Below are 13,341 nucleotides of genomic sequence, written 5' to 3'. Positions count from 1 at the left end.
TTGCCACTGACACAACGTGCCGGCCGGCATTGTGCGGTCGCTCGCGCCGCGCGACACCAGCGCCAGAACTACAGCCCGAACGACGGCGGCGCGGACGGCGGCGGCGGCGCAAACTCGGTCACCAGCACCGGCAGCGAGATGGCCCCGGTGCCGCCGGTCACCACCAGCACCCAACGACCGTCACTGGGAAGCCGCAGCTGAAGCTCGAAGAACGCGAACCCCGGGAATTCGGCGACCGAGGCCTCTGGCACCTCGAACTCCAACCGGATCGGCTCGTCGTCGTTCGGCGGCCGCATCTCGATCTTGACCATCCGGTCGGTGCTGCCGGGCTCCGCCTGGGTCAGCACCACCAGCACGAACCGCGCCGAACGATCAGGTCCGAGGGCGAATCGCGACAGCACCCCACCCGACACATTGAGCTTGTTGTCGACGACGGCGGCCGCATCGGCCAGAAAAGCGCCCGTAAGTATCACGCCGCTGAACCTACCGCAGCAGGTGAGCGCACCCTCACCGCCTCCGACATCGGCCCGCAGTGGGCCTCCGCAATGTCTGGGGTTTGACGGCCCAACGCGCGATACTGGGCTCATGCCTGATCGCAACGTGCTGGGTGGCCCGTTGGAATCCTGCGGCACCGAGCCGGTCACCGGCTTCTATCGTGACGGCTGTTGTTCCACCGGGGACGAGGACCGCGGGTTGCATACCATCTGCGCCGTTGTGACCGCGGACTTCCTCGAGCATCAGCGGTCGATCGGCAACGACTTGTCAACGCCGGTGCCCGAATACCGGTTTCCCGGACTGCTGCCCGGCGACCGCTGGTGCGTCACCGCCCGCAATTGGCTACGGGCTCACCAGGACGGCTGCGCCGCCCCGGTGGTGCTGGCCTGTACCCACGAGCGCACGCTCGATGTGGTGCCGCTCGAGGTGCTGCAGGAACACGCGGTGGACGTGCCGGACGACTTGGCGAATCTGTGAATCAGGGGACGTCGGTCGAGTACAGCCAGGCATCCCACAGCGGACGCAGTGACCCGTCGCTGTAGTTTGCCGCCAGCCCGGTGAAATCTTCAGTGGTGGCGGTGCCGTGACGGTACCGTGCTGTCCAATCCTTCAGCAGTGCAAAGAATTTCTGGTCGCCCAGCTGTCCCCGCAGGGCATGCAGGGTCAGCGCGCCGCGCTTGTATACCCGGTCGTCGAACATGTGCCGGGGCCCGGGATCGGACAGCAGCAGATCCTGCGGCTTCTGGCGTAGCTGGGTATGGTGGTAGCGGGCCAGAGCGGCCGTGCTGGACCCCCCGCTGCGCTCGGACCACAACCACTCGGCATAGGACGCGAAACCCTCGTGCAGCCAGATGTCCCGCCACCGGCGCGCCGTCACCGAGTTGCCGAACCACTGGTGCGCCAGCTCGTGCGCAATGAGCCTTTCGCTGGCCCGGGTGCCGGTGCAGTGATTGGCGCCGAAGATGGAAATGCCCTGCGCCTCAAGGGGAATCTCCAGCGCGTCGTCGGTCACCACAACGGTGTACCCGTCGGCGAGCGGATAGGGCCCGAACAGTTCGATGAACAACTCCATCATGTCGGGCTGACGGGCGAAGTCGTGATCGAAATTGTCCTTGAGGCGTCCGGGCAGCGCAGCCCGGATCGGCACCGGCGTTCTGGCCAGCCGGACCTGCTCGTACACCCCGATCTGCAACGTGACGAGATAGGTCGACGTCGGCTCCGGCTGTTCGTAGGTCCACACGGTCTGCGAGGCCCGCAGCCGAGACCCCACCAGCTTGCCGTTGGCGATCGCCCGGTACGCGCTCTCGGTGCTGATCTGGATCCGGAACGCGGCCTTGGCGCTGGGATGGTCGTTGCAGGGGAACCAGGAGGCGGCCCCGTTGGGTTGCCCGGCGACTAGGACGCCGTCGGTCAACTCCTCGAATCCCACTTCCCCCCAGAGGGTTCGGAGCGGTTTGGGGTTGCCGCCGTACCGGATCACCACCGACATCGCGGCGCCGGTCGGCAACTTCGACCCCAACACGATGCGCAACTTGCCACCCCGGCAGCTGAAACGGTCGGCGCGTTTCCCGTTCACCGAAACCCGGGACACCGACAGCGCGCTCGACAGGTCGAGGGTGAACTCACTCAACTCCGCCGAGGTCACCGCGGTGATGGTCGCGGTACCCGAGAGCCGGTTGATCGCGACCTTGTATTCGAGATCGAGTTCGTAGCGCGACACGGAGTAGCCGAAGTTGCCGTTCTGGGGTAGGTAAGGATCCACACCCTGGTGCTTCGCCGGAGACTTCATGCCGCGTTGTCCTTGACGTCCGCCGCGTCCTTCCGGCCCTTCTTCCGGGGCACCCACGGTCGGACCGGATTACCTTGCCAGCGTGTCGATGCCGGCACCTCGTCACCGCGCACCACCAGTGAGGCCGGGCCGACGGATGCTCCGGCGCCCAACCGGGCGGCGGGCAGCGCGACGCAGTGCGGACCGAGGGTGGCGCCGGCTTCCAGCACGACGGCGTCCATCCGCATGATCCGGTCGTGGAAAAGATGGGTCTGCACCACACAGCCCCGGTTGACGGTGCTGCCCTCGCCGAGGAAGACCAGATCGGCCTCGGGCAACCAGTACGTTTCACACCACGACCCGCGCCCGACCGTGGCACCCAGTCCACGCAGCCAGACGTTCATCACCGGTGTCCCGCTCGCGGCTCGCGCAAACCACGGTGCCGCAACGGTTTCGACGAACGTGTCGGCCAGCTCGTTGCGCCACACGAACGACGACCACAGCGGGAACTCACTCGCCCTGATCCGCCCGACCAGCACCCACTTCGCGGCCACCGTCACCAAGCCGGCGATCGCACCCGCGGCCAGTAGCACCAGGCCACCGGCCAGCGTTGCCCACCAGATCCCGAAAGTGATTGTCAGCGCCTGCAATGCGCCCAACACCGCCACTCCGATCGCGACGGTCACCACCACCGGCAGCAATCGGCAGATCTCCACCGCCGCTCGCAGCACCTTCAGGCGCCGGGACGGGCTGTATGTCGTCTCCTCATCCGCCTCGGCGGGCCGCCGGCGCAGTCGCATCGGCGGGCTGCCCAACCACGACGAGCCCCGCTTGGCCTTCGGCGGTGTCGCCGACAACACCGCGACCAAACCGTCGTCGGGAACCCGCCGCCCCGGCTGCGTGATGCCCGAATTGCCCAGGAACGCGCGTCGACCCACAGTGGTCTCGGCCGCGTAAATCCAGCCACCGCCAAGCTCATACGACGCGACCATGGTGTCGTCGGCCAGGAATGCCCCATCCTCGATGACGGCGAACTTGGGAGTCAGCAACACCGTGGAGATCTCCGTACCCCGGCCCACCCGGGCACCCAGGATGCGCAACCAGACCGGGGTGAACAGGCTGGCGTACAACGGGAACAGGTAGGTGCGCGCCGCGTCCATCAACCGCTCGGTGGTCCACAGCTGCCAGCCCACGCGGCTGCGCACTGGGTGATAGCCCTCGCGTAGCCCGATCGACAGCAACCGCACTGCCATTACCGTAACCACCGCATACGTGGCGAACCCGGTCAGCGCCGCCAACGGAGTCCACAGCAGCGCGGGCAGCAGCGCCTGCGCCAGACTGCGGGTGTGGCCGACGGCCACCCCGATGATGGACAACCCGGCGGCCAGGGCCAGCAGCGGCAGCCCGGCCAGCATCAGGGACGTGACCCCGTATACCGCCACCCAGTACGACTTGCGCGCCGGTCGCTCGTCGGGCCACGGGTGATTCACCCGGCCGGACTTGGCCGCCGGCGAACCTTTCCAGTACTGGCCGTTCTTGATCTTGTCGGTCACGCCCGAACCCGGCGCGACGTCGGCATTCTTGCCGACGACCGCGCCGGGCAGCAGGGTCGTGCGGGCGCCGATCGTCGCGTCGTTGCCGATGGTGATAGTGCCGAGATGAAACACGTCCCCGTCCAACCAGTGCCCGCGCAGGTCCACTTCGGGTTCGATCGCGCTGCGCTGGCCGACGGTCAACAGACCGGTCACCGGCGGTACCGAATGCAGGTCAACGCCTCTGCCGATCTCGGCGCCCAGTGCCCGCGCGTAGTAAACCAGCCAGGGCGCGCCGGCCAGATTTTCCGCGCCGCTTGCCTCGGCCAGTCGTTCGGCCAACCACACTCTCAGGTGCACCGAACCGCCGCGGGGGTAGCTGCCCGGTTTGACGTTCCACAGCAGCAGCCGGGCGAACAGCACCGCGATCCCCATCCGGCCTGGCGGGGTGATGAACAGGACGAACGCGATCACCACCCACCACCAGCTCACCGCCACGGTCCAGGGCACCAGATGCAGAGCACGAGCGATGTTGTTCCCCAGAGCCAGCCAGGTAATCCACTGCAGGGCCGACAGCGTGGCCAACGGCACCGTCAACCCGGTCTGAATCAGCTGGGTCAGCCGCGGAGTCGGCCTGACCACGCGCTCGTCCACCTGGGGCGGCGGACCGAACTCGTCGAGGAATGCGGCGAGCGAGCCCAGCCGCGGGTGGTCGTAGAGGTCGGCGACGGTGATGTGCGGGTATTGCTGGCGCAGGGTAGAAACCAACTGCGCGGCAGCCAGGGATCCCCCGCCCAGGGCGAAGAAGTCGGCCTCCTGGCCGGTTATGTTGGCGCCGAGCAGATCTCGCCACATCTCGGCCAGTCGGCCCGCGGTGCCGGCGAGGTCGGGGGTTTCCTCGGTGTCGGTGCTGCCCGGCGGCGGCCACGGCAACGCGTCGCGGTCGACCTTGCCCGACGTCCGGGTGGGCAAGTCCTCGATGAGCACCAGCCGGGGCACCAGCGCCGCGGGCAGATGCCCGGCAAGCTCCTTGCGCGCCTTGCCGATATCGAACGACGGATCCGCGCTGACCACATAACCGACCAACACCGCCGTACCGGACCCGGTGCGGCGGACCGCGGCGGCGCCGCCGCTGACGCCGGCCAGGTTGACCAGCGCGGCATCGACCTCGCCGAGTTCGATCCGCCTGCCGCCCACCTTGACCTGGTCGTCGGCGCGGCCGCAGAAGTACAACCCGTCTGTCTCCAGCCGCACCAGGTCACCGCTGCGATATGCCCGGTTCCAGCCGAGTGTCGGCATGGCCGCGTATTTTTCGGCGTCCTTGTCCTCGTCGAGGTAGCGGGCCAGGCCCACGCCACCGATCACCAACTCGCCAGTCTCGCCATAGCCGACCTGCCGGCCCTCGGCGTCGACGACGGCCAGGTCCCACCCGCGCAACGGCAGCCCGATGCTGATCGGGCCGGAGCCGTCGAGCCGTGCGGCGCAGGCCACCACGGTGGCCTCGGTGGGGCCGTAGGTGTTCCAGACTTCGCGACCTTCCTGGGCATTCTGCGCCAGCCGTTCGGCAAGCTCCGGCGGGCACGCTTCGCCGCCGAAGATCAACAGCCGCACCGCTTCCAGTGCCTCGGCAGGCCACAGCGCCGCCAACGAGGGCACCGTCGAGACCACGGTGACGTCCCGGGTGACCAGCCATGGCCCCAGATCCATCCCGCTGCGCACCAGCGACCGCGGCGCCGGAACCAGGCAGGCGCCGTGCCGCCACGCCAGCCACATCTCCTCGCACGAAGCGTCGAAGGCCACCGACAATCCCGCCAGCACCCGATCGCCGGGCCCGATCGGGCTGTCCTGGCAGAACAACTGCGCTTCGGCGTCCACGAAGGCCGCCGCGCTGCGGTGGCTGACCGCAACTCCCTTCGGCGTGCCGGTGGATCCGGAGGTGAAGATGATCCACGCGTCGTCGCGGGCAAGCGGGGCCTGGGCCCGCCAGCCCCTTGACGCGCCCTGGGTGCGCTCGATGCCTTTGTCGGTGATGACCGCGACGACGTTGGCCTCACGGAACACGAGTTCGGCCCGCTCCTCGGGATCGTCGGCGTCGACCGGCACGTACGCCGCGCCGGCGGCCAGCACGGCGAGGATCGCCGTGTAGAGCGAGTAGCTGCCCGAGGGCATCCGGATACCGATCCGGTCGCCGCGTCCGATACCGCGGGCAGCCAGCCAGGCGACGCTGTCGGTCATGTCCTCGATCAGCTCGCTGTAGGTCAGTTGCACCTCGCCGTCGTCGATCGCCGCGGCGTCCGGGTAGCGCGCGGCGGTGGCGCCGATGATGTCGATGAGCGTGCGCGGACTCGGTGCGTCAGCCGACAGCAGGTACTGCGCGGGGATCTCGGGCACTCAATAGTTCTACGCGAGCAGACCTACCCGCGCCGCTCGGGCCGCTCGGGCGAGTCATGCGGGTCACCGCCGGACCGCACGGTCGCGGGCGGAGCGGTCCCGCGGTCATGCCGCATCGCGAGGGCTGCTTCCCGCCTCCAATGAGCCAGGCCCGAGGCCGGCGGCGTCGATGCGCCGCTGAATTTGCGGCAGACTGATCCAGCGGTAGGTTCCCGCGTCGAGCACGGCGGCCCAGTCTTCCCAGCCCTCGAGGGCGGACTCCACCTCTGTCAGCGAGACGTCGGATCGGGTGATGGCGATGCGATGATTGCGGTCGGCCCGGCGAGCGTCTGCAACGACGGCTATCAGTTGGCCGGCCTGATCGTAGAACCGCTCGTCGCCGGGCGGCGCCGAGTTGGGGCGGAAGCGCAGATGGAAATATTTTCCCGCACTATCGAGAAAGTACCAGGCTTGGGCGAAGTCGATTTCTGTCATGGTTCCTCCTCCGTCGCTGGGGTTTCCGCCTGAATCGTCGGTTCTTCGATCTATCGTGGCCCTCCATTTATCAACTGCGGCAAAGGTTTACGCATTTCACGACGGTGTGGCCAGGTGGTGGGCGCTATCTGAACGCCCATTGTGGCGATCGGGATGCGATGCATCGCAGCTGTCGCCGGCGGCCTCCGTCGCTCTGCCCTGATCCTGAGTAGGTCACCAAATCGACCGTAGCACTGCGCAATCCGTACCGGAGCCGAGCGGATGCAGTGTTCTGTCCCACAGTGCGGATCGCGGCGGCGCTGCCACCCTACGGTGATGACTTCGAGTCGATAAACGGTCTATTCGAGATGATTTCGTTAGCGGACCGCGTCGCGTAACCGTCCCCGGTCTGCTAGTCCGTTGCCCGCTGTGGGACCCGGTCGAGAGTTCGGATGCTGGTCAGGCGGCCGGTGAATCGATTGCCTCGGTAGCCGCAGTGAATTGCAGCACCCTCGCGCCCACGCTGTGGCAGGGCTCACCGAAATCCTCACCGAGGTCCTCGCCGAAGTCAGTCCGACGCGTGAACTCGTCCGGGTGTCGCCGTCGGCGGGGGATAGTCTCGATTCAGTTCGAACAGTCACAAGCCGTGCCGAGGTGAGTTGATGGACAGTGCTCCAGAAATAGCCACTGAGTCGGGCGTCGTGCGGGGACGTCGATTCGGCGGCGTCGACTTGTGGCGGGCTGTTCCCTACGCGGCTCCGCCGGTCGGTCCGCTGCGCTTCCGTGCTCCGCAACCCGTGCCGGCCTGGACCGGCGTATTCGACGCGACCCGATTCGGTCATGCCGCACACTCCCACCGGCTGAGTTCGGCGTTGGGGCTACTGAAAAGACAGCTCCAGCACGAGGACTGCCTGACGCTCAACGTCTGTGCCCCGGCCGAACGCGGCGCACCTCCGCGCCCGGTACTGGTGTTCATCCACGGCGGCGGTTATTTCGAGGGCACCTCCGCGTTGCCCGTGCACGACCCCAAGCCGCTGGTGCGCAAGTTCGGGGTGGTGGTCGTCGGAATCAACTACCGGCTCGGCGGACTGGGATTCGTCGATTTTTCGCAGTACTCGTCCGACTTCGAGTCCAACCTGGGGCTGCGCGACCAGGTTGCGGCGTTGACGTGGGTGAGCCGCAACATCGCGGCATTCGGCGGAGACCCGGCCAACGTCACCGTGTGGGGCCAGTCGGCTGGCGCGAGCGCGGTCCTGAATCACCTGGCGATGCCGTCGACGAAGGGGCTGTTTAATCGCGCGATCGCGCAGAGCCCGGTACCCGATGCGGTGCGGACGCCCGAGCAGGCCGCCGACACGGCCCGGCGGTGCCTGGCGGCGCTGGATGCCGACCCGGCCACCGCAGCCGACGTGCTGCGCAACGCACCGGCCGCCGCGATCACCCGGGCGGCGATCCAGGTGATGCTCGGCGCGGCCCGCGAGATTCCCTGCCAGATGACGCTGGCGCCGGTCATCGACGGCGAGTTCCTGCCCGAGGACCCGACGGCGACCATCGCAGCCGGACGCGCCCACCGGGTGCCCTTGCTCATCGGCTCGATGCGCAACGAGTTGGGCCACGCGGGCTGGGGGCCGGTGCGGCGGGTGGTCGACATCGTCCCGACCACGCCGGAGCGGGTGGACCGCATGTTCGCCGCGACCGATCCCGCCGCCCTAGCGCGGGTCTTGGCGCACTACCCGGATTATCCGAGTCGGCGGGCACTGACCCGGCTGGCCTCCGACTGCTTCTTCGTGCGGCCGATGATCGCGGTGGCGGAAGGACACGCTCGACACGCCCCGACATACCTCTACCGCCTCGACTACGCCCCGCCGGTGTTGCGATGGATCGGGATGGGCGCCATACACGCCACCGATGTGCCGCTCGTATTCGGCTGCGAGATGCCCGAATTGCGAGCGCTCACGGCTGTCGGACGCCGGCGGTACCGCTGGATGAGCGACTGGGTGCAACAGCGGTGGGTCGAGTTCGCCCGGACCGGCACGCCGGGTTGGCCGACGTACTCCGAGGGCCGGGCGGCGCTGGTTATCGACGATCCCGATCCGCACCTCGTCCCCGGCCTGCACAGCGGCATGTGGGAGGCGTGGCGGCACTACGCGGGACCGCAACGCGGGGCGAGCCGTCGGGCAGCACAACCGGATCACCACTGATGCCGGAACCCCTGCCGCAGGTGGCGATTCTCGACGACTACGCCGGGGTCGCGCTCAAACTCGCCGACTGGTCCCCGGTCCGGGAGCTGGCCGAGATCACTGTGTTCGACCGGCACCTGTCGCAGGCCGAGGCGCCCGAGGCGCTGCGGCCCTTCGCTGTGCTCTGCACCCTGCGGGAGCGGATGGCGTTGCCGCGCACACTCATCGAGCGGCTACCGAACCTCAAGCTGATCACCGTCGTCGGCCGCAGCCTGCCCAACCTGGATATCGCCGCCGCCGCCGAGCGCGGTGTGCTGGTCGCGCACTCCAACTTCGCTCACCCGCGGTTCGCGGCGGTTCGCGACGCGACGCCGGAACTGGCGTGGGGACTGCTGATCGCGACGGTGCGCAACCTGGCCGAGGAGCACCGCCGGATGCGCGAGGGCGCCTGGCAGACGACGACCGGGATGACGCTGCACGGCAAGACGCTGGGGCTGCTTGGTCTCGGCCGTGTCGGTCGGCGAATGGCCCAGTACGCCAAAGCCTTCGGCATGGAGGTGATCGCGTGGAGCCAGAACCTCACCGACGAGGCGGCAACGGCGGCCGGCGCCCGGCGGGTGGAGAAGGCGGCGCTGTTCGCCCAATCCGACGTGGTCTCCATCCACGTGGTCTTGTCGGAACGCACGCGAGCCTTGGTCGGCGCCGGCGAATTCGCCCTGATGAAGCCGGATGCCTTTCTGATCAACACCTCTCGCGGCCCGATAGTCGACGAACAGGCCCTGATCTCGGCGTTGACGGGCGACCGCATCGCGGGCGCCGGACTCGATGTCTTCGACGCCGAACCGCTGGCCGCCGAGCATCCGCTACGCACCCTGCCGAATGTGACGCTGACACCGCACCTGGGCTATGTGACCAGGGAAATGCTGGGCGCCTTTTATGCCGACACCGTGGAAGCGGTGCTGGCCTGGCTGAACGGGACGCCGGTCAGGATTGCGAACTCCAGTATGGACTCGTGATCGCCTGCAGGGCCTGGGTGACGTAAAGGTCCAGCGACCGCGCGGTCCCGGATTGGCGTATCCAGCGCTGGAAGGCGAAATCGCCTGCTGCAAAACCGAGTTGGACCAGCAGGCCGGGACGGATGTCGACGTCGGGATCGCTGCCCATCCGCTCGGCGATCAGTTTGACCGCGCGTTCCTTGTCGGCTGCCGTATAGATCGTGACCTTGCCCAGCAGCTCCGGCGCGACCAGCAGCGCTTCGCGCCACTCTTCGCTTTCCACATCACCGAACGACCGCGTCCGGGTGATTATGGCATTGGTCAGCGCCACATCCGGCGCCTCGCCGGCCGGACGCTGCTCCAGTAGGTTGACCACCTCGGCGCCGCCGTGACGGATCGGACCGAGGAGCAATTCCTCCTTCGTCGGCACGTGCCGAAAGAAGGTGCGCGCGGAAACGCCTGCTGCAGTGGCGATTTCCTCAGTCGTCACCGCGTCATAACCGCGCTCGACGAACAGCCGGAACGCGGCCCGCCGGATGTCGGCGCGGACCTGGGCGCGCTGGCGGTCGCGCAGATTCATCGAAAACAGCCGATGCCGCCGTCGACGTGGATGGTCTGCCCGGTGATGAACGTCGCATCGGAGCCGAGTAGGAACGCCACCAGAGCGCCCACGTCGGTGCGAACGTCGCCGATGCGCTTCATCGGCACGCGCCGCACGGCTTTGGCGTAATCGTCGGGTGCGTGCTGCTTCCACCACTTGACGCCATCGGATTCGGCGAAGGGGCAGATGACGTTCACCCGGATGTTGTCACGTCCCCATTCCAGGGCTGCGACCTTGGACAGCCCGCGGATGCCCTCCTTGGCTGCCGCGTAACCGCCCCAGTTGGGTTCGCCACCTGTTCCCGTGCCCGAGCCCAGGTTAACGATCGATCCGCCACCGGCGGCCGTCAACAGCGGGTGCACGGCCTGCATGAGCAGGAACGTGGCGCGCGGGCCCACTTCGTAGCCGAGTGCCAGGTCCGCCACGGTGATGTCGACGAACCTCTTCGGCTCGTTGGTGGCGATCGCATTGTTGACCAGTCCGTGCACGGCGCCGAAGGCGTCGACCGCCGCCGTCGCGATCCGCTGTGCGCTATCCGGGTCACGCAGGTCGGCGATGAGCATCTCGACCCGGCCGATCTCCCTGAGCTCGGCGGTGGTGGCGTGCAGTGCGTCGTCCTGGATGTCCACCGCCAGCACCGCCGCGCCCCGCTCCAGCAGGGCGGCGGCCACGCCCTTGCCGACACCTTGGGCGGCGCCGGTGACGATCGCGACATGTCCGCGCAGCGACTGCGCGTGGGAGTAGCTCACCGCGCCGGCCCCAGCCGCAGTGGTACTCCCCGGTGCATCTCGTAGGTGCTACGCGCACCGCCGGGCAGTTCGATGAATTCGACCGTTGTCCCGTCCGGGTCCTTGACGAAAAACATTCGCACTCCGCCGATTTCGAAGGGCTCCTGTTCGGGTGGATGACCGGCTTCGGCGATGCGCCGATGGGTGTCGTCGAGGTCGGTGACCGACAGCGCGAGGTTGTGGATTCCGGTGATACCCCGTCTTGCCTGTTTGTGCTCCGGCGCCGCCCCGAGCGACAGCAGTTCGATCATTACCCCGCCCAGCAGGCCGCCGACCACGCGGCCCTCCTGCCTGCGTGTCGCATGCAGAACCGCGTCGAAAGGCTCGCCGGAGATCAGGGTTTCGAAGACGACCTCCATGCCGAGCACGCCGCGGTAGAACCGCAGTGCCCGGTCCATGTCGGTGACGCCGACGACGAGGTGGCATAGCGCCACGTCGCCCACGACGCCGGTCATGCGCGTCCGGCGATCAGTGGTAGGTCCAGGTAGGTCCTGATGCCCGGTTCGGCCGGGCAGACGTACGGGATGGCGTTGACGCAGTGGTTGGCGGTGGCCACCACGCCCGGATTGCGTCGCAGCCCTTCGGCGATCGTCTGTGGTTGCAGTCCTTTGAAGGTCAGGCTCACGCCGGGATCACCGGTGACCTCGACCTCGAAGCGTTCGCCTTGCTCGCCGAATTCCCAGGCCGGCTCCAGGTTGTCCTCGCCCATCAGCCAGTTGACCGCGGCGGTGATCACCGGTTCTCCGTCACGGACGGCCTGCCAGCGGAACCGCCGCGCCGCTACCGTTCCCGGCGTGATCGCGACGGGTTCGTAGTCGATGTCACCGGTCGCGACCGCGATCTCCTGCATCGTTCGGATGTTCGGATCGATCCGAAAACCCATGTGGTCGGCGATCATTCGCACCGATTGCTTAAAACCTGCGTCGAGCAGACCCGCCATCGGGCCCTGCATCGCCTCCTCGGGGGTGCCTCCGAATCCCATGATGTGGCGCACCACATTCGGTGCGTTGTAGGTGCGGATGTCGGAAAACTCCTCGGCCCGCACATGCGTGACCGCCGAGGACAGTGAGGACACCATGAGCGGGAAACGTTCGGTGATGCCGCCGGGGTGAATGCCCGACCCGTGCAGCGTGACCCCCGCTGCGATGGCGGCGTCGGCGATCAACCTGACACGCGGGTTGTCCAGGTCGGGGTACACCCAGCCGACTGGGGTGACGACGTTCTTGCCGGACCGCAGGATCGCGATGACCTCGTCGTCACTGGGAACGAGCGGGCTGTACATCACACAGTCGGCATCGATCGCCAGCACCTCGTCGAGGCTTGTGGTGGCGGTGACTCCGAGGGCGCTGCGGCCGAGGATGTCCCCGACGTCGACACCGTTCTTCCCGGCGCTGTGCACCCAGCAGCCGACCAGTTCGAGTTCGGGGTGGTTGAGCACACACTCGATGGCGGCTTTGCCGACTCCGCCGGTGGCCCACTGAATGACACGGAACTTGCTGGGTTTACTCATCGGCACCTCCGAAGCGGCCCAGTTGGCAGATCATGACGAAATGACAGTAACTGTCACTCCATGGCGATACCAGGGTGGCATTCCCCGTAACCGGCACCCGAGGGACGCGAATCTGTTAGCTTGCGTAAGCAGTAACCGTCGGGGTCGGGGGGCCACCATGCGCCGCGTCGTCATCGCAACCCTAGGGATCGTCGTCGCCGGCGGATGGCTCGGAGCGCCGCCGGCCCGGGCCGACAACCCGGTCTGCACCTCGACCTGGTGCTCCTTCCTACTGCCGTCGCGCAATATCGGCTGCGAGTTGAGCTTCCAACGCGGCAGTGGCATGCCGGACGAGACGTACTGCCAGTCGAACTCCCCGCCCCAGTCGGTGCGCATGGCCCCGGCGGGCACCGTGAAAACCTGCACCGGAGAGACCTGCCTGGGTAACGCCGGGGAGGGTACCCCGGTGCTCGGGTACGGGCAGAGCGCCGGCCTCGGACCCTTCACCTGCAAGTCGGACACCGGCGGCGTCACGTGCACGGTCGCGTCAGGTCGCGGCTTCACCCTGTCTAGCGCGGGCGTCGCAACGGTCGGATAGCGGACGCACCCGTGTCCTAAACGGTCAAAAAATTGTCCTCTATTGTCAAGT

General features: G+C 67.7%; 12 protein-coding genes. 4 read left to right on the top strand and 8 right to left on the bottom strand.

Translation table 11 applies throughout. From position 1 onward, the window contains the following. Nucleotides 1-68 precede the first annotated feature (68 nt). Complete coding sequence (locus JX552_RS29600; RefSeq protein WP_205878754.1) at nucleotides 69-473, bottom strand: hypothetical protein; 405 nt, start codon at nucleotides 471-473, stop codon at nucleotides 69-71. A 112-nt stretch (nucleotides 474-585) separates the two neighbouring features. Here JX552_RS29600 and JX552_RS29595 point away from each other — a divergent pair, with 112 nt between their 5' ends. Next, the gene (locus JX552_RS29595; protein ID WP_205875346.1) at nucleotides 586-972 is read left to right on the top strand and encodes a DUF2237 family protein; all 387 of its coding nucleotides are present in this window, start codon (nucleotides 586-588) and stop codon (nucleotides 970-972) included. A gap of 1 nt (nucleotide 973) precedes the next feature. Here JX552_RS29595 and JX552_RS29590 read toward each other — a convergent pair whose 3' ends face one another. The 3 genes from JX552_RS29590 to JX552_RS29580 all read right to left on the bottom strand — a co-directional run bounded on the left by JX552_RS29590 (nucleotide 974) and on the right by JX552_RS29580 (nucleotide 6,660). Beyond that, entirely contained in the window at nucleotides 974-2,284 is a 1,311-nt protein-coding gene (locus JX552_RS29590; protein WP_205875345.1) for a M1 family metallopeptidase, read from the bottom strand. After that, nucleotides 2,281-6,186: a Pls/PosA family non-ribosomal peptide synthetase gene (locus JX552_RS29585; RefSeq protein ID WP_205875344.1), complete on the bottom strand. Its 3,906-nt coding sequence runs from the start codon at nucleotides 6,184-6,186 to the stop codon at nucleotides 2,281-2,283. The genes JX552_RS29590 and JX552_RS29585 overlap by 4 nt, the downstream gene beginning before the upstream one ends. Nucleotides 6,187-6,291: 105 nt before the next feature. Then, the gene (locus JX552_RS29580; RefSeq protein ID WP_205875343.1) at nucleotides 6,292-6,660 is read right to left on the bottom strand and encodes a hypothetical protein; all 369 of its coding nucleotides are present in this window, start codon (nucleotides 6,658-6,660) and stop codon (nucleotides 6,292-6,294) included. A 641-nt stretch (nucleotides 6,661-7,301) separates the two neighbouring features. Here JX552_RS29580 and JX552_RS29575 point away from each other — a divergent pair. Beyond that, on the top strand, nucleotides 7,302-8,840 hold the full coding sequence (locus JX552_RS29575) for a carboxylesterase/lipase family protein (RefSeq protein ID WP_205875342.1): 1,539 nt from the start codon (nucleotides 7,302-7,304) through the stop codon (nucleotides 8,838-8,840). Between the two features lie 11 nt (nucleotides 8,841-8,851). Beyond that, entirely contained in the window at nucleotides 8,852-9,835 is a 984-nt protein-coding gene (locus JX552_RS29570) for a D-2-hydroxyacid dehydrogenase family protein (RefSeq protein ID WP_241011233.1), read from the top strand. Here the strand turns inward: JX552_RS29570 and JX552_RS29565 are convergent. From JX552_RS29565 to JX552_RS29550, 4 genes are read right to left on the bottom strand one after another with little or no spacing between them, the layout of a single operon-like run. After that, complete coding sequence (locus JX552_RS29565) at nucleotides 9,804-10,394, bottom strand: TetR/AcrR family transcriptional regulator (protein ID WP_431195902.1); 591 nt, start codon at nucleotides 10,392-10,394, stop codon at nucleotides 9,804-9,806. The genes JX552_RS29570 and JX552_RS29565 overlap by 32 nt on opposite strands. Then, nucleotides 10,391-11,164: an SDR family NAD(P)-dependent oxidoreductase gene (locus JX552_RS29560; protein WP_205875340.1), complete on the bottom strand. Its 774-nt coding sequence runs from the start codon at nucleotides 11,162-11,164 to the stop codon at nucleotides 10,391-10,393. Before JX552_RS29560 ends, JX552_RS29565 begins: the two co-directional genes overlap by 4 nt. Further along, nucleotides 11,161-11,658 (bottom strand): VOC family protein, encoded by a 498-nt coding sequence (locus JX552_RS29555; RefSeq protein ID WP_205875339.1) that lies wholly within the window; start codon nucleotides 11,656-11,658, stop codon nucleotides 11,161-11,163. Before JX552_RS29555 ends, JX552_RS29560 begins: the two co-directional genes overlap by 4 nt. After that, on the bottom strand, nucleotides 11,655-12,713 hold the full coding sequence (locus JX552_RS29550) for an NAD(P)H-dependent amine dehydrogenase family protein (protein ID WP_205875338.1): 1,059 nt from the start codon (nucleotides 12,711-12,713) through the stop codon (nucleotides 11,655-11,657). The genes JX552_RS29555 and JX552_RS29550 overlap by 4 nt, the downstream gene beginning before the upstream one ends. Nucleotides 12,714-12,870: 157 nt before the next feature. Between JX552_RS29550 and JX552_RS29545 the strand changes: the two genes are divergently transcribed. Then, complete coding sequence (locus tag JX552_RS29545; RefSeq protein ID WP_205875337.1) at nucleotides 12,871-13,290, top strand: hypothetical protein; 420 nt, start codon at nucleotides 12,871-12,873, stop codon at nucleotides 13,288-13,290. The last annotated feature ends 51 nt before the right edge of the window (nucleotides 13,291-13,341 follow it).

This window comes from Mycobacterium gordonae (assembly GCF_017086405.1).
Taxonomy (GTDB): Bacteria; Actinomycetota; Actinomycetes; order Mycobacteriales; family Mycobacteriaceae; genus Mycobacterium; species Mycobacterium gordonae_D.
The sequence above is the reverse complement of the archived record's forward strand: the minus strand, read 5'-3'. Positions and strand labels throughout refer to the sequence as shown.